This window comes from Fusicatenibacter saccharivorans (genome assembly GCF_015557635.1).
GTDB lineage: Bacteria > Bacillota > Clostridia > Lachnospirales > Lachnospiraceae > Fusicatenibacter > Fusicatenibacter saccharivorans.
Genome location: NZ_JADNOP010000017.1, coordinates 1 through 17,521 on the forward strand (window position 1 = coordinate 1; position 17,521 = coordinate 17,521).

The following is a 17,521-nucleotide window of genomic DNA, read 5'->3' on the forward strand; positions in this document are numbered from 1 at the left end:
CTGGGCTTCATATGCATCGCGTCTATTCTAATTTGGTTAAAATAAACAAAATCAAATGTTTTTCAAACACGCTCTAGAGCGTGTCTGAAAAACGGTTTTCGCAAGCTGCGAGTCCCAGTTTGTGGGAGATTTTGTCCGAATGAAGGCGGCTTAAGACCGCTACGGCAACCGAATGAGGGCAAACTATACCGCAAAGTGGGGCTTGCAGCTTGCGGAAATGCTTTTTCAGATACGCTCCAGGATCAAATCCGATTTTACGTGGCAGGAAACTTCAGCGAACTTTCCTGCCACGCAAAAAATCAGCCACAGAAACCCTTTCGGAAAACTGTGGCTGATGCTTTACCCTCTACTTTTTCAGAATCACATCGATGACTGTATCGACTCCATCCGGCAATACCGGGTCTTCGCCGAGATCGGCGAATGCCATGGTCGGATAATCGCTGTGTACCCAGCTTGTGGAAACCGGGATTTCCGCGCCGGTTGCGACGTAGCGGATCGCCTGAATTTCTTCTTTTTTCACGCCGGGCAGCGGCAGCGGCCCAACGGTATTTTCATAGACATGAAAATACAGATGGTTTCCGTGGCGCGTCACACGGCCAAAGTCCGGTTTCTCAATACCGGCTTTTCCGCAGCCGTAAATGCTCTCTCCGTTTTTCTTCATCCACTTTCCAATCTCAGCCAGCCGTTCGATCGACTCCTCCGGGATATTTCCCCTGGCGTCCGGGCCGACATTCAAAAGCAGGTTTCCACCCTTCGATACGCACTCGACCAGCTTTTTGATCAGCATCGGTGCCGGTTTGAAGAAGTGGTCGTTGGCACAATAACCCCAGTGATTGTTCATCGTAACGCAGGATTCCCAGGCGATATCGTTTCCATTTACATCCTGGATGCCGTTCGGCGGAATCATCTGCTCCGGGCTCACAAAGTCGCCGTGGTACGAGGTCGGATTTCCGGCCGCCAGAGAACCGTAGCCCTCTCCGCTCACCTCGAGACGGTTGTCGATGATGACATCCGGCTGGAGCTTCCGCACCATATTGATCAGCTCCGTCGCTTTCCATGCTTCGCCGCGCAGCGTATCGTAGGAAAAGTCAAACCACAGCACATCGAGCTTTCCGTAGTTTGTGCAGATCTCGCGTACCTGATTGTGCATGTAGGTCAGATAGCGGTCGAAATCGCGGTCATCGTTTTTATATGCCGGGTTGTTCCGCATCGGGTGGTTCCGGTCGCCGTAATGTGGGAAATCGTCGTGGAACCAGTCGAGCAGGGAGAAATACAAACCGACCTTCAGTCCTTCTGCGCGGACGGCATCAACGTACTCTGCAACGAGGTCGCGGCCGCATTTCGTGTTGGTGGATTTGAAATCGGTATACTGGCTGTCGAAGAGGCAGAATCCATCGTGATGCTTGGCAGTCAGAACCACGTATTTCATACCGGCCTCTTTCGCCGCCTTGGCCCATTTCCGCGGCTCGAAATCAACAGGATTGAACTCCTCAAAATATTTCATGTAATCTTCTTTTGGAATCTGCTCGGTACTCCGCACCCATTCTCCGCGTGCCGGGATGGCATAAAGTCCCCAGTGGATAAACATGCCGAAACGTGCGTCGCGGTACCACTCCATCCGCCTGTCATAGGCTTCTCTGTCAAATTTGTACATCGTTTTGCTTCCTCCTGTTTTAGTTTTATATTGGTAATGATTCGGTTAAATCTTGATTTTCACCCATTTTCCCTGTTTGAATCGGATCGTCGCAAAGATAAACCGGGACATCTGATCCGCCAGCACGCCGAACCAGATTCCGACGATGCCAAGCCCCAGCGTGTAACCGCCGAGATAGGAAACGATCGTACGAATAAATGTAACGCTGATCATAGATGCAACTGCCGTATAAAGCATATCTCCCGCACCGCGCAGGCATCCCATGTAAATAACCTGACAGATCTGGAAAATGACGACGAAGATAATGACATGGATGATGCTGACACCGATTTCAATGATATGCTGTTCTTCGAAAAACAGGCTGTACAGCCATCTTCCGCCGAAAAGATAAATGGCAACGAGGCATACTGCGATGCCCGCGCCGATCAGACGGCACGTTCTGCCGTACTCTTTCGCAAGATCCGGCTTTTTTGCGCCAAGGCTCCGGCCGATCAGTGCAACCGCTGCGGACTGAAGGCCGTCACCGAACGCAAACGAAAGTGACATAATATTCATGCCGACCTGGTGTGCCGCCATCGCATCGGTGCCCTGTTTGGCCGCCATGATCGCCGTCATCATAAAACCGATGCGCATGAAAACCTGCTCGAAAAACACACTGTACCCGACCCTGACCAGGCTGATGAACGCTGCAAGCGTCGGTTTAATTTTGTTCTTCAGAATATAGCCAAGATTCAGAAATCCGTCTTTCTTCATGATGGAACGGATACTCATCACACATCCGACAACCGTTCCTGTGACGGTTGCCAGTGCCGCACCCTGAATACCAAGCGCCGGGAACCCGAAATGGCCGTTGATCAGAAGATAATTCAGGATAATATTAATCGTATTCGATGTTACATTCGTGCGCATCGTGATTTTTGTATTGCCCGCACCACGCTGTGCCGAGTTGATCCCCATCTGGATGCAGTTAAAAATCATACCGCCCATGATGATACGGAAATATGTTACTGCGCCGTTATGCGTCTCCGCCGTTGAGCCGCACAGACGGATGATCGGACTTGCAAACGCCACAAATCCAATGCTGAATGCAGCTGCCGCAAGGATAATAAATACAAGCGAAGTCACCAGAGTCTCATTCGCCGCACTCTGTCTTTGTTCGCCGCGCCGCCGCGCAACAAGGGCGGAAATCGACACATTCAGCGCAAAGAAAAACGCCAGGCCAAGCAGCTTCGGCTGTGTCGTCAGACCGACCGCCGCAACTGCGTAAGAGCCAAGCGAGCTTACCATCAGCGAATCTACAAGACCCGCAAATGCAATAAAAAATGACTCCACGATCGCCGGCCACGCCATGTTGACGGCGGTCTGGAATGTGTCTTTGTGGTATTTCCCCTGTAACTTGTTTCCTAAGTACCCCATCTCTTTTCCTCTCTTTCGTCCCAATACCAATTTCTATTTTACTTTGTTTTAACAGAAGGGTCAATACGGTATCGGCAAAAAAAGCCAGCCGCAAAAGCAAAATTCTTTTCGCTTTTTGTGGCTGGCTTTTCTTTTATCTTTCCGTAGCGATTCAGACCCCCATCTTGCTTCTGCTTACGCTACATCCCAATCTTGCTTCTTATTTCTTCAGCACAAACTCTGCCTTATTCTCCGTCGTGCTGTCGCTTCCGACGAAGACTTCGAAAGCACCGTTTTCACTTTCTACACGCTCATTTTCTGTCAGGAAGCGAAGCTCTTCTTCTGTGATTTTGAAGATGACTTCGGTTTCTTCTCCCGGCTGAAGGGTTACCTTGCAGAAATCTTTCAGCTCTTTCACCGGGCGTACCACGGATGCGGCTACGTCGTGGATGTAAAGCTGTACGGTCTCGGTTCCCTTTGCATCGCCGGTGTTTTTCACGGTTACGGAGGCTTTAATCTCATCTTCCATGCCAAGCTCTGCCTTGTCCAGTTTCACATCTGAAATTGCAAAGCTGGTGTAGCCAAGGCCATATCCGAACGGGAACAGTGGTGCGTTCGGGATGTCGAGGTATTTGGAACGGAAACGGTCTTTGTCCTTGCCCGGCACGTGCGGTCTTCCGGTGGAATACTCGTTGTAGTGAACCGGCACCTGGCCTACAGAGTACGGGAAACTCATGGTCAGCTTGCCGCTTGGAGCGTATGCACCAAAAACAACGTCTGCGATTGCATTGGCACCCTCGGTACCCGGCATCCACACTTCAAGAACAGCTTTTGCTTTCGATACGACATCGCGCAGGTCGAGCGGACGGCCATTGAAGAGGACAACGACAACGTTTTCATTGACTTTTGAAACGCGCTCAAGCAGTCTCTGCTGGATTTCCGGGATACGGATGTTCGCGTTGCTGGTTGCCTCGCCGGACTGCAGACGATCCTCACCGATCGCAAGAACGACAACATCGGCCTCTTTTGCTGCGTTTACAGCCTCAAGAAGCATTGCTTCTTCCTCTTCCGGCGTGGTGGACTGCTCCATCGCCTCGCCGAAGCCCTCCAGGCGGATGTCGGAGCCAAGCATCGGAGAGCCTGCATGGAAGCTCATGTTGGTCGTATCTGCCTGCGCTTTTACGGCCTCTTCCAGATTTGTCACATCCTTTGCATCTCCGATGAAGGACCAGGAGCCCATCAGGTTTCTGCTGTGGACATACGGTCCGACCCAGGCAATCTTCTTCTCCTTGCCAAGCGGCAGAATTTTCTCTTCGTTTTTCAGCAGGACAAACGATTTTCTTGCGGCTTCTCTTGCCAGATCGCGGTGCTCTTTGCAGAGAATGACTTCTTTTTCTTTCGTCTCGTCTGCGTCTTTATACGGATTTTCAAACAGTCCCAGTTTGTTTTTCAGTTCCAGGATACGCATGCAGGACTCATCGATCAGATCCTCGGAAACCTTGCCCTCTCTTACCAGGCGGCACAGGTTCTCGCAGTAAATACCGGTCATCATATCAATGTCAACGCCTGCCTCGGCGGAGCGGACAGCTGCCTCCTCACGGTCTGCGCAGTAGCCGTGGTAAATAATCTCCTCGATTGCCGCCCAGTCGGAAATCAGAACTCCGTCAAATCCCATCTCGTCACGCAGGATGCCGCGCATCAGTTTCTTGTTTCCGGTTGCCGGAACACCGTTTACCGTGTTGAAGGAAGTCATTACCATCGCTGCGCCTGCATCGATACCGGCTTTGTAGGATGGCAGATAGAAGTCACGGAAGGTATGCTCGGAAAGCTCTACCGTATTGTAGTCTCTTCCTGCTGTCGGAGCACCATAGCCTGCGAAATGCTTCACACAGGAAGCAATCTTGTACGGCTCCTTCAGATCGTCTCCCTGGAATCCGCGCACCATTCCGGCACAGAACAGACCGTTCAGATACGGATCCTCACCGGTAGACTCCATGACACGGCCCCATCTTGCATCGCGGACCAGGTCGGTCATCGGTGCGAAGGTTACGTGAAGGCCGGAAACAGCTGCCTCTTTTGCAGCAACTGCCGCACACTTTTCGGACAGCTCCGGTTCAAACGTTGCGCCCTGTCCCAGCGGAATCGGGAAAATGGTCTTGAAGCCGTTGATGACATCCAGCATGAACAGCATCGGAATGTGATGCGGGTGCTGCTCCACAAAATCCTTCTGGATTTTCTTTAACGTTTCTGCACCCATGCTGCCCAGGATGGAACCGGAAAGCGCTACATTTTCCGGCGTAAAGCCTTTATCCGCCATCGGTCCCATGGCTGTGATGTCCATATCTTTATTGAAGAAGGCGCCCACCACCTGGCTCATCTGGTTTACTTTTTCTTCCAGCGTCATGTCGGCCAGAAGCTCTTTTAATTTCTGCTCGGTCATTTTTTCTCCTCCATACCTCGTTTTTGCTGTATCTGCTTCTTCAGAAACCCCTAAAATGTCAGAAAAATATCGTTTTTCCGTTTTTTCTGAATCTTATACTGAAATTTTACCACATCTGACCTGAAAAAAATATCCCCTCATCCGACCTTTTTCTTTCACTATTCCGACCTGTTTGTTGCTGTTCCGGTGCGTAAGAAAGTGATAAAATCCTCTGTTATTTCCCGGACATGTGAAGGGTGGCTTTCCGCTATTTTTCACTAAAGCTTCTTCGGTATTCCAGAGGTGCGTATCCCGTATTGTCCTTAAACATCTTCGTAAAGTACGAGAAATTGCTGTACCCCACATACAGCGACACCGTATTGATCGGCAGCGTGCTCTGTGTCAGAAGCTTTTTTGCCTCCTCCACCCGCTTTTGGATGATATAATTACTGATCGAAATACCCTTTTCTTTTTTAAAAATCCGAGACAGATAATCCGTATTCAAAAAGACAAGCTCCCCAAGCTCCTCCCGGTAATGTGCATCGATATAAGCGCATACCTGACTCGTAACCGAATCTGATTTGTTGATGTACTGTCTGTACTGAACTGCTTTCCGAACCAGTACCCCGGCATATTCCATCATCTCTTCTCTGCCATAAAGGGAATTCCGATGCAGGTTTTCCATATCCGCATCTGCAAACAGTGCATACGCCTTGATCTCCCGTTCCGAAAGCCATGCATACACCACCTGCGTCAGATCGGTACGGAGTGCTACCAGAAGCTCCCTGGTAATCATTCCTTCCCGTTCCGTCCGGTCAAGGTATTTCTGCAGCCGCTCCAGCAGCTCCTCCGGTTTTTCCTCCGAAAGCAGAGCTTTCCATACATCCAGCTCCTTATTTTCGTAGCTGGTCTGCGGAGCCTGAAATTCGTTCAGAAACAGCACCTCGTTCCGCACGGAAAGGCTTCCCTCCCGCATTTTCTGAAGATTCCGGCTCTGCTTTTGCATCCCCAGTACAGATTCCCACTGTCCGACACCGCACCACAGCTCCAGATAGATTTTTTCATTCATCCACGCAACAAACTGCCGCAGAATTTCACAATCCCGCCCGCCGTCCTGCGGGAATGCTTTTTCCTTTGACTGTGTAACAATCCAGTAGATGCCCGGTTCCTGGTAAAAAACAGTATCTACCGCAATATCCGTTTCCTCATACAGTTCCGACAGCACATTTTCGATCACAAATTCCATGGTCGCGGTATCCCATATCTCCCGCTTATTGCTCTTTATTTCCGGCATCAGACAAATCAGCCGGAAATAGTGTCCCGGTCCGTATGGCAGCTGGCGCTGTGCTGCCGTTTCGCAGAACTTCTCCTCGGAGAAGCCGTCTTTCAGCACATTTTTCCAGATATCCTGCTGCAGAATTTTCCTGTTCTGGTTCCACTTGATGCTTTCCTGCCTGAGATCCTGTATTTTCTTTTCTTTCGCAACGGATTCCGCCGCACGCTGTACGGCCTCCTTCAGCTTGTCAAAATCGATGGGCTTTAGCAGATAATCGACACTGTTCAGCTGAATCGCTCTTCTGGCATAGTCAAACTCCGCATAGCTTGTCAGGAATATGACCTGGACCTTCAGCTCCTCTTTTCTGACCCACTCCACAAAGTCGAATCCCGTTCCGCCCGGCATCACGATATCGCTGATCACGATATCAATGTCCACCATTCCCATGATGTTTTTCGCCTGCTGTACGGAAAACGCAGTGTACACCTCGCTCACCCCGGTCTCTGTAAGATCGAGGTTTCTTTTGATACTTTCAATCACGTACTCTTCATCATCCACGAGCAATAGTTTCATGTTCTTCTCCCCCTGTCCTGTATGGAATATGGATATCTACAATCGCTCCGCCGAGCGGACTGTTATCGAAATGAATCTCTCCGGAATCGCCATAATAATAGTGGAATCGTTTCAGGCAGTTTTCAATCCCGATATGCTTTCCATGCTCGGAAATATCTTCCCCTGCTTTCAGCCTTTGCAGTGTCTCCTCCGGAAAGCCGTTTCCGGTGTCCGAAATATAAATGTTGACATACTTTTCGTCTCCGCGGTCCTCCGGGTAAACCGTCACGGAAATCAGCGGAACCGTCTCCAGCGTCAGGGCATGTTTTGCCGCATTCTCTACAAACACCTGAATCAGGAACGGGAAGATTACTGCGTTTTCCACCTCTTCATGGACCTCAAAATAATAGGTGAATTTTTCCGGATAGCGCAGCAGCAGAATTTTGAGATAATTTTCACAGTGGTTCGTCTCCGCCGTTACCGGCACCATCTCGCTTGTATTCCGGAAAATATACGCAAGATAATCGGACGTAATACGGCTCATCGACTTTGCATGGTCGTACTGACCGAAGTCGATCATGCTGTAGATAAAGTTCAGACAGTTCATGTAAAAATGCGGACGGATCTGGATTTTCAGGTAGTCCATCTCAATTTTCTGTTTTTGCAGCTCCTGCTCATACAGCGTGATCTTCAACCGGCGGATCTGGTGAATCATGTTCCGGAATTTATCGTCAATCTGCTCCAGCTCTACCAGGTTTCCTTCCGACATCTGATAGGTGAGGTCCCCATTGTCATATTTCTGAAGATTTTCCGTAAACATACCGACCGGCTTCAGGATTTTTGTTTCCAGGTGGAACAACAGCACGGAACCGGCAATCACCATCAGAAAAGCAACGCCAAGAAGGGCAAACACACTTCCCGTCATCAGATTTAAGACTCCCGTCCAGGAGATTTTAATCCGGATTTCAAACGGCGCCTGCGAAAGCTCCTGCCGGAAGGTGTAATTGTCAGTATCAATTTTCGAATCGTCCGTTACAATTCCTTTTTCCGTCAGTATTCCGATGCTTTTTCCGTTCTGGTCAACGAGGCTGACATAGCCGCTCTTCCCAAGAGACAGTTCAGAGAACGGTTCCAGAATTGTCTTCAGATTGACGTAGCAGCCGAGTCCAACGCCCTGACTCTGCGCTACCTTGAGCATATAAATATCGTCTCCCTGGCACATCACGGTCCATTTTTTCTTGACTGCATACGCCTGCTGCGACAGGCTTTTGATCCGGCGCTTCAGTGCCTCCTGCAGATACGGGTCAACGGCGTAAAGCCCGTCGGAGGAAATGCTCAGCTGATATAAGCTGTCATCCTTCTGCGTATAGAGAAAAACATTGTAATCCGTTCCAAAATCCCACGCTGCAGATACATAATTCCTTCGCAGCTGCGTAATGACATATTCCTCATACTGATCCTTCTCCATCAGATCCATATATTTCCAGAACGCAGAATCCGGGTTGGAGCCGTCCATTACAGTCGAGAACAGGTTTCGGCTGATTCGAAAAAAACGGTTATCCAGCTCATCCGTATACAGCTTTGAAATCTCTTCCAGCTGCTCATATACCTGCCGCTGCGTCCGGTTCAGAATAAGCACGCTCCCAGCCAGAAAAAGCAGCAGCATACTCAGCAGGCAGATCAAAAGATAACGCCCCTGCTGCGCCAGTGTTGTTTTTTTCGTCTGTTTTGAAATACGCATGAAGTTTCCTCCTTTTTTCTGTTCCGGTACGCTCGAAATTTTTCCGTGTTTGATTTTACGAACTGATCTTTTTTTCTGAATATAATACAGCAGAAAAACAGTACACCTCATGTTTCCATGAGTCTGTACTGTTTTTCTGATTTATGTCGGAAACACCGAAATGTTTCTCTTTTTTATTCCTGCATGGAAAATCATCCCTTTACCGCGCCAAGTGTGATACCTTCTGCGAAGTATTTCTGAAGGAACGGATAGATGATAAACAGCGGCAGCATGGCGATAAATGCGATTGCCATACGGATCGAGGTTGTCGGCAGCTTTGCCACCTCGGCACCGATATTTCCAGTTACTTTTCCACTTGCCAGGTACTGAATATCGGTGATCATCTGGTTCAGCAGGTTCTGGATACTGTAAAGCTTCTGGCCTTCATTTCCTGATAAATAGTATAAACCATTTGTCCAGTCATTCCAATAGCCAAGTGCGGAAAACAGTCCCATGGTTACCAGAATCGGTTTTCCAAGCGGCAGTGTGATGCTGGTGAAAATCTTCATGTGTCCTGCGCCATCGATTTTGGCCGCCTCGAACAGCGCGTCCGGGATACTGGTGTTAAAGTAGCTTCGGATCATCAGCACGTTGTTTGCACTTAACAGGAAGCCCGGAACAATCAACGCCCAGATCGTGTTTTTGATGTGAAGATAATTTACATACATCAAGTAGGTCGGCACCAGTCCGCCGTTGAACAGCATCGTAAAGAATACGAAAAAGGTAATTGCTCTGCGGTACGGCAGTTTTTTAACAGAAAGCGGATATGCCAACAGAGCGGACATCGCAATATTTGCAGCGGTACCAACAATCGTTACAAAAACGGTGATTCCGTACGCTCTCAGGATTTTCTCACCCTGACGGATGATATAGGAGTAAGCATAAAAGCTGAATTTCTCCGGGAAGAACGAATATCCGTTGCGGATCAGTGTGTTTTCATCGGTCAGCGAGGAAATAAATACGAGTACAAACGGCAGTACAATGGATAACGTAATCAGAATGAGTACTACATTAATCCAGAACTGGAAACGTTTTGCTTTTTTTGAATTTGTCATACTTCCATCCTCCTAGAATAATGCCTGGTCTTTGTCTACTCTGCGGACAATCCAGTTACTCAACATTACGACACAGAAGCCTACCAGAGACTGGTATACACCGGCTGCAGATGACATACTGATATTTCCCTGCTCAATCAGGGCGCGGTATACATAGGTATCGATAACGTTTGTGGTCGGGAACAGAACACCGGAGTTCATTGGTACCTGATAGAACAGACCGAAATCGGAATAGAAAATTCTTCCGATGCTGAGAAGCAGCAGGGTGATGATGGTCGGAACGAGGCTCGGCAGTGTGATTTTCGTAATCTCCTGCCATTTGCTTGCGCCGTCCAATCTGGCAGCCTCATAGAAGGAAGGATCGATACCGATCAGCGATGCAATGTAGATCAGGCATCCGTATCCTATGCCCTTCCAGCAGTTCGCGATGATCAGGACCGCCGGCCAGTATTTCGGTTTCTGGTACCACTGAATCGGGTCAATGTGGAACAACGGAAGGATCGAGTTGTTGACAAGACCATTTTCTGCACTCAGAAGCGCATATACAATGTAGCTTAAGATAACCATGGACATCAGGAACGGAAGAAGAATCGCACTCTGATATATCTTTTTGAGCTTTGTGTTTCTTACCTCCGTAATCAGAATCGCAATGGCAATTCCGACTACCATGTTTACAAGAATAAATGCAACGTTATACAGCAACGTGTTTCTTGTAATAATCCATGCATCCTTGGAAGCAAACAGGAACTTGAAGTTTTTAAGTCCTGCCCACGGGCTTGCCCAGATACCTTTCGCAAAATTCAGTTTTTTAAACGCAATCACCATACCTGCCATCGGGATATAGTTGTTGATCAGCAGATACAGAAGTGCCGGAAGCATCATCAGATAAAGCGGCCAGTATTCCTTCAGCACGTTTTTCTTTTTTCCTTTTTTAACCTCTGCTTTTTTCATAAAGCGTGTCTCCTTTTATGAGGGCTGTTTTTTCAGGTTCTTTCACAGAGAAGGCTCCACATCTTTTCTAGTAAGAGTGGAGCCTTCGGTTACTGTATCACACCGGATTTTCTTCCGCCCCGGTCGTGTTCTTTTTACAAATTAGCCTATTTCTTTGCAAGAAATGCATCCAGCTGCTCCTGCTTTGCAGCAATGACATCATCGATTCCCGCATCGTCCAGTGCCTCCAGGAACTGTGGAAGCAGTTCTTCCGGATCTCCGGAGCCGCTGCTAAGTGCGCCGTTGTACTGGCTGATTACGTTGTTCAGGGCTGATACCTGATCCGCATATTCGCTGTTATCAAAGACAAATCCCAGTGCTTTCGACTCGATACCGGAAGCGTTGAACTCCTGCATTTTGTCCCAGAGCTGCGGGTCAGATCCATCCCATTTGTATGCGATGAACTGGTTCGGAAGCTCCCATCCACAGTTAAAGCTGTAGCCTGCATTGTCTGCTGTTACACCGTCCGGGTAGTTGATGATTCCGTTTTCTTCATCTTCTACTACGTAGTCGGTTCCCTCTTCGCCCCAGTTCAGAAGGTTCATGACCTCCGGGCTGCCATAGATATAATCGAGAACCTGCATTGCTTTTTCCGGATTTTCGGAGTTCTGTGCTACAGAGAAGATAATTCCGCCGTAAGAGGATGAGTTGATGATCGGCTGATCATAGAACGGTACGATTTCAAACTCATATCCTGTGGAGCTCTGGAACTCAACCGGGGTACCTGGATGATAAGCAAAGAACAAGGAGAAGAGATTTCCTGCTTTGCATACGGTTCTCCAGTTTTCTGTGTTTGTTCCGGCATCCTTGCTGATATAGCCTTTCTGATACCAGTCATGCAGCATAGTTGCAGTCTCCTTGTACCAGTCGCTTGCAAAGTAGTTTTCTACGGTTGTGCTGTTGGTCTGATCCATCAGAGCGCCCGTGTTGGCATCGCCAAGTCCATCAGCGCGGGACAGACGGCTCAGAGGCGTATCACTGTTGTTGCTGGAGAACAGCATTGTCATATCAGGCTCGCCTGCCTGTACGGTCTCAAATACTTTCTCCATATCCTTCGGCTCTTTGATTTCATCGGTATTGATATTATACTTTTCTACCAGGTCTTTTCTCATGAAGATGGCTGGAATGCTGCCTCGTTCGATCTGGTTCGGAACGCCATAGACAAACCCATCAATCTGATTTGTTTTTGCAATATCCTCGCCATAGATATCTTTCAGGTTTGTGCCGTATTTGTCAATCAGTTCAGACATATCCATGATCTGGCCGGAATGCATATACTGTACAGCTGTTGTTGCACTTGTGTACAGAAGATCGATTTTCTCATCGCCGGAAAGCATCAGCTGTAACTGCTGAGATGCGCTTGCCCACGGAAGAACAACGATATCGAGCTTTGCATTCAGCTCCGGCTCCAGAATCTCGTTGATTTTTTCTTCGATTCTCTCTTCATCCGGCTGCTGGCTGCCCTGCAGTACCATAGTTACAGTGTACGGCTCGCCTTTTTCCTCTGTCTTTGCTGTGCTTCCGGAAGCTGCGGAGGAACCGGAATCAGAACTGGATCCTGTGCTTCCGCATGCTGCCATGGAAAATGCCATAGTTGCTGCAAGAATGCCTGCTAACACTTTTTTCTTCATACTTTTTCTCCTTTTCACGTATCGTGTTGTGTGACCTTTGATGATTGTATTATAGCAGAATTTTGACTTACAACTCTATAACTGATTTGACTTTGAAGTATCACTCTTCCGACCTTTGTGTCTTTTTTCTGTCATCCCCATCCAACGAAAAAAATGGCTCCTCCTCCATCTGTTTTATGAAGGAAAAGCCATTTTCTGTCAAAAATCTTCCACCATCTTTGCCCCTTCTGCCCCATCGAGTTCGGTCACGGTTCCATTCATGACACGGTAGACTCTCTGGCAGAGGCCGAGGACACTCGGACGGTGCGTCGTAACGATACAGGTTTTGTTGGGACGCTGACGGATGATGTTTCGGAGGACGTTTCGTTCCGTCGTGACATCCAGTGCCGAGGTGGCTTCATCCAGAAGCAGCACCGGGGCATCGCGGAGGACGGCACGGGCGATGGCAAGCCGCTGGGACTGGCCTTCGGAGAAACCGCGGCCACGTTCCCCGACGCGGCTGTTGATGGTATCCGGCAGATGCTGAACAAAATCCCAGGCGCAGGAGATTTTGAGCGCTTCGATGATCTCCTCGTCGGTCGCATCCTCTTTTACCATGCGCATATTTTCGGCGATTGTGCCGGAAAGGATCGTATTTCCCTGCGGAACATAGGCGAAGAGATGACGCGTTTCGGCGTTCATGGGAACCGTTTTTCCATTTGAGGCAATGATCACGGTTTCCCCCTCCTGCGGGCGGATAAGGCCGAGAATCAGGCGGATCATCGTTGTTTTTCCCTCGCCGGACGGGCCAACCAACGCTACAATCTCGCCGGGGGCGGCCTGAAACTCCGATTTGGTGATTACTTTGTTTCCTTCTATATAAGAAAATTCTACCCCATGCATCTGTACCCGGAAGCCATCCTTTGCCAGTGGATCGAGCTTGGCGCTCTCCGGGATATGGACCTCTTTTGGCAGCTCTACGAGCTCACGGATCCGGTGTGCCGAGACGGAGCTGTTGAGGAAGGACGGAATAATCGAAATCACGTTTCCAAACGCGCCGGAAAGGTTACTCCGCTGCTGCAGGAACAGCGTCATGGTTCCATAGGTAATGTCGTGCGTCCACAGACGGAACAGGCAGTATCCGAACGCCGTAAACTCCACCGCACTCCCGAGAATAGACATTACGATATTGGTTTTAATCGTAAACAGATTATATTTCAGACTGATATCCTTGAAAAGTCCCTGCCACCAACGCATCTTTTTACTGTAATACGGTGCGATGCCAAACGACTTGATCGTATCAAAATTGTAGAACGCTTCTACCTCAAAGCTCATCAGATTACTGCTCATCTCGCGTACTTCTTTGCTGTATTCCCGCTGACGGCGGATCATAAACCGCGACATCAGAAGCAGGAACGGTGCGCTTAAAAAAGCAATCAGTGCCATGACCCAGTCATAATGCAGGATTACGAAAAAGGTGGCAATAAACCGATACACGGCAATGATAATCGTCGGGAGCCAGCTGATTGCGTTGCCGCTGACCGTTCCAATGTCGCCGTTGAAACGGTTGAGTACGTCACCGTTTGCGTATTTGCTGATTTCCAGCCAGTCCGCATCAACGATTTTGTCAAAAATATCCGCCTGGATGTCGTTGTTGATGGCGATACCAAGCTTCGTTGAAATGCGGTTGATGACACTCTCAAACCCAAGGCTGAACACGGTGCTTCCGATCATGATGCAAAGCAGCAGCAGGAGCTTCTGTATCTGGTATCCGGTGATGATATCGATCAGATATTTTCCTGCCACGCTGCCGACAAGCCCAAGCGAAGTGCTTAAGATACCGAGAATCGTATAAAAAACAATCGCACCCTTATAGCGCGCGCTGTAGCCAAAAATCCATTTCCAGTCATCGATGATTTCCGAGAACGTTCCGTTTTTCCATCGCTCCGACAGAATGCGGAGAGACTCGAAGGGAGCGTCTTTACTTTTCTCTTTGGATTCTTCCTGCATGCGCGTCTCCTCTCTTTTTCCCGTCTGCGGTACGGATCATATCGTATTTCCTCAGCAGCTCGACACGTCCCGCACCCACTTCAATGCTCGATTTCTGTTCTTTTTCTCCCTGCCCCAGCCATTTCAGGATTCGCTGCACGTATGCAGCCGGGAGCAAAAACGGATACCTCGCCGCATAGAGATACTTGTTTTTCATATAGGAAGCTTCCGGAACCAGCGATTTCCAGATTCCCCCGGCTGTGTGCTTTTCCGCCCCGGTCTCTGCCGCATACAGGGTAATGTTTGCACTGTGGATCCGTCCCGCACTCGATTTTCCAAACGAACCGGCATCGAGAATATCGATCAGAAGCGCTTCGGAATCCGGGTGAAGCTTCTTTGCGGCACGGACTGCCCCACTTGCTTCATAGGAAAAGCCCAGATAGCGCTCGCCGATATCCAGCAGATTGATACAGAAACACGTCATGTGATACTCTTCGCACAGCTGCCAGAACATTTCCCAGTCTATTTTTCTTCCATATACACGAATCATCTGTACCATGTCACAGATCTGACGGATCCCGACACCGCCGTGAAGAAAGTGCTTGAAGCTGTGACAGAGAAGATAGAAAAGATGATGCGTTTCTTCTAAGGTAAAGATGCTCTGCCCCTGCACTTCCACTTTGGATGGATGCGCAAAAACATCGGAAAATGCACGATTCAGATAACCATAGGCAGAGGATTCTGTGCTGAACAGCCTGGTATGTATTTCATAGAAGACCCCTGTTTTCGGATGAATGTAGCCCATCTCTTCCGGGGTATCACCATCTTTGGCACCATTTGGCATTGCGGTTTCTTTGTCCCGCACAAAGCCCTTCCTCATAAAACAGGCATCTACTGTTGCAAAATCCTTTGCCGAAATCAGAAGATCCTCATCCCCGGACGGGCGCAGATCTGGTTTCGGGTAGAGACTTCTGCACACAATTCCTTTCATCACCAGCGGCTGCACGCCCAGATGCTCCAGCTCCTTTTCATCGGAAAGAAACAGCGCTGTACGCGAAACCTGCTGCAAAACACTCTGCATTGCCTGCGTTTTTACCTGTCTGCGAAGCTCGTCCGGAAGCTCTGCAAATTCCGGTGTTTTTCCCACAACATCGTAGACCGCTGACAGCAGCGAATGCTGTGCCGCGAGGACAAACAGATGATTCCATTGTTTTTCTGTCAGCCCCTGAATTTCTGCCGACGATGCTTTTTCTTCTGTCAAAAACGCACGAATCACCGCAAGGAATGCGGTTTCTGTTTCTGTAATCATCTTCTTTTCCTTTCATTTTCTCTGCACGCATCATTTTTCTTTTTATCCACACTGAATAACCGGGCATATCCATGCATCAGAATCGGACGAAGCGGGATAATGCGAATCCAGACCTGTGCAAAAAACTCCCACCAGAACGTTCCCGGTACAAGTATTTTTCCTTTTCGTTCCACTTTTGTCACCCGTGCAAAGATCTGCTTCCGTTGCACATGATGCTCGATTTCCGTCTGTGCATCCCCGATTATGTCATAACCGTCTGCATGAACGCGGCAGATCCGATGCACGACAAACTGTCCGCCCGGCCGCTCGTAAAATACGATATCACCTTTCCGAAGTTCCCGCGCCGGCGCTCGGAAGAAAATACTGTCGCGTCCATGAATCAGAAACGGCGCCATGCTGCTCCCGGAAATCACCATACGCACTTCTCTGCCCTGCTCTACAAGTTCTTTCAGCATTCCGACATAGGCACGTGTATCCATCATTTTCATGCATGTTTCTCCCTTTTCTGAATCATGTTTTTGTGCAGTGCAGCTGCATATGTTTCACTTTCGAACGAACCGGTCCCGATCTCCTGCTCCAGCGTTTTCACCGCATCTTCTGAAATGTCGCACGCCAGATGATACACCGGAACTTTTCCAGCAAGCTGTTCGAGAAGGTCGAGACTGTGTACCAGTCCCTCCCTGTCCCAGCGGTTCATGGTGATCTGTCCGTACAGACTCGTAAATGCCTCTGCCGGACGCAGCCGCCACGCCTGATTCGTCTTTGCCTGGCTCAGCATTACAATGCATCCGACCGGGAGCTTTTTGTTTTCGCAGACTCCTGATGTTCCGCAGACCGGCCAGCCGTTTGCTGTCCACGCTGTGCCGTCATATTCCAGCAATGCCTTATCCCCATTTACGGTACGGCTTTCCCGGTACTGTTCCCAGAGTCCCGCCTGCGTGGTTTTGCCCGTTCCCGATGGTGCAGAAAAGAGCATTGCTTTCCCCTGATACTCCGTGTATGCACAGTGCAGAATCAGGCACGGCTGCTCTGCCAGACGGCGCTCCAGGGCAAGGAGGGAAAGAAAAACAACTTCATACTTTTCAATTTCTGCCAGATACCACCTGCCGACGAAAACCTCCGCACGATTTTGCGCAATCTCACGGTAGAATGCATAAGGACGCGCTTCTCCTTTCACACCGATCCGGCGGCTCTCCAATCCTTCTTTTGTATGAAATACCTGCAGATCGACCCGATCCACAATCAGCTCTCCCTCCGCTTCCGGCAATATGTCGACGTCCGTAATGATATATGTATAATCCACAGAATCCGTTTCCACCAAAAATTTTTCCATATCCACCGGAAGTACCAGCTCTTCCGAAAACTTCAGCCGGAAGGAAAAACTCCCTGTCTGAAATGTTTTTTCCATCAAAAACTCCTCTTTCTCCCCATGATCTTCCCTTCTCTCCGCAACGTATCACGATCCCTTTTTCCGCATTTATAATAACAAAAA

Annotated in this window: 12 protein-coding genes; all 12 read right to left on the reverse strand. The window is 49.0% G+C overall.

Annotated elements, in window-relative coordinates; genetic code table 11:
* Positions 1-346 precede the first annotated feature (346 nt).
* The 12 genes from I2G42_RS13260 to I2G42_RS13315 all read right to left on the reverse strand — a co-directional run bounded on the left by I2G42_RS13260 (position 347) and on the right by I2G42_RS13315 (position 17,437).
* Entirely contained in the window at positions 347-1,654 is a 1,308-nt protein-coding gene (locus I2G42_RS13260) for an alpha-L-fucosidase (RefSeq protein WP_118601109.1), read from the reverse strand.
* A 45-nt stretch (positions 1,655-1,699) separates the two neighbouring features.
* Positions 1,700-3,070, reverse strand: coding sequence for an MATE family efflux transporter (locus tag I2G42_RS13265; RefSeq protein ID WP_195531149.1), 1,371 nt, complete (start codon positions 3,068-3,070; stop codon positions 1,700-1,702).
* A 199-nt stretch (positions 3,071-3,269) separates the two neighbouring features.
* Positions 3,270-5,489: a beta-glucosidase BglX gene (gene bglX / locus I2G42_RS13270; RefSeq protein ID WP_195531150.1), complete on the reverse strand. Its 2,220-nt coding sequence runs from the start codon at positions 5,487-5,489 to the stop codon at positions 3,270-3,272.
* 247 nt (positions 5,490-5,736) lie between these two features.
* Complete coding sequence (locus tag I2G42_RS13275) at positions 5,737-7,317, reverse strand: response regulator transcription factor (RefSeq protein ID WP_195531151.1); 1,581 nt, start codon at positions 7,315-7,317, stop codon at positions 5,737-5,739.
* A complete protein-coding gene (locus I2G42_RS13280) occupies positions 7,295-9,037 on the reverse strand; it encodes a sensor histidine kinase (RefSeq protein WP_022461199.1) in 1,743 nt (580 codons plus the stop codon). The genes I2G42_RS13275 and I2G42_RS13280 overlap by 23 nt, the downstream gene beginning before the upstream one ends.
* A gap of 191 nt (positions 9,038-9,228) precedes the next feature.
* The gene (locus I2G42_RS13285) at positions 9,229-10,131 is read right to left on the reverse strand and encodes a carbohydrate ABC transporter permease (protein WP_022461198.1); all 903 of its coding nucleotides are present in this window, start codon (positions 10,129-10,131) and stop codon (positions 9,229-9,231) included.
* Between the two features lie 12 nt (positions 10,132-10,143).
* Positions 10,144-11,082: an ABC transporter permease gene (locus I2G42_RS13290; protein WP_195531152.1), complete on the reverse strand. Its 939-nt coding sequence runs from the start codon at positions 11,080-11,082 to the stop codon at positions 10,144-10,146.
* Between the two features lie 146 nt (positions 11,083-11,228).
* A complete protein-coding gene (locus I2G42_RS13295) occupies positions 11,229-12,752 on the reverse strand; it encodes an ABC transporter substrate-binding protein (RefSeq protein ID WP_195531153.1) in 1,524 nt (507 codons plus the stop codon).
* Positions 12,753-12,950: 198 nt separating this feature from the next.
* Complete coding sequence (locus I2G42_RS13300; RefSeq protein ID WP_195531154.1) at positions 12,951-14,741, reverse strand: ABC transporter ATP-binding protein; 1,791 nt, start codon at positions 14,739-14,741, stop codon at positions 12,951-12,953.
* Positions 14,713-16,029 (reverse strand): nucleotidyltransferase domain-containing protein, encoded by a 1,317-nt coding sequence (locus I2G42_RS13305; RefSeq protein WP_195531155.1) that lies wholly within the window; start codon positions 16,027-16,029, stop codon positions 14,713-14,715. Before I2G42_RS13305 ends, I2G42_RS13300 begins: the two co-directional genes overlap by 29 nt.
* Positions 16,026-16,517, reverse strand: coding sequence for a S24/S26 family peptidase (locus tag I2G42_RS13310; protein WP_055221971.1), 492 nt, complete (start codon positions 16,515-16,517; stop codon positions 16,026-16,028). The genes I2G42_RS13305 and I2G42_RS13310 overlap by 4 nt, the downstream gene beginning before the upstream one ends.
* Positions 16,514-17,437 carry a hypothetical protein gene (locus tag I2G42_RS13315; RefSeq protein WP_195531156.1) on the reverse strand — a complete coding sequence of 308 codons (924 nt, stop codon included), beginning with the start codon at positions 17,435-17,437 and terminating at the stop codon, positions 16,514-16,516. Before I2G42_RS13315 ends, I2G42_RS13310 begins: the two co-directional genes overlap by 4 nt.
* Positions 17,438-17,521 lie beyond the last annotated feature (84 nt).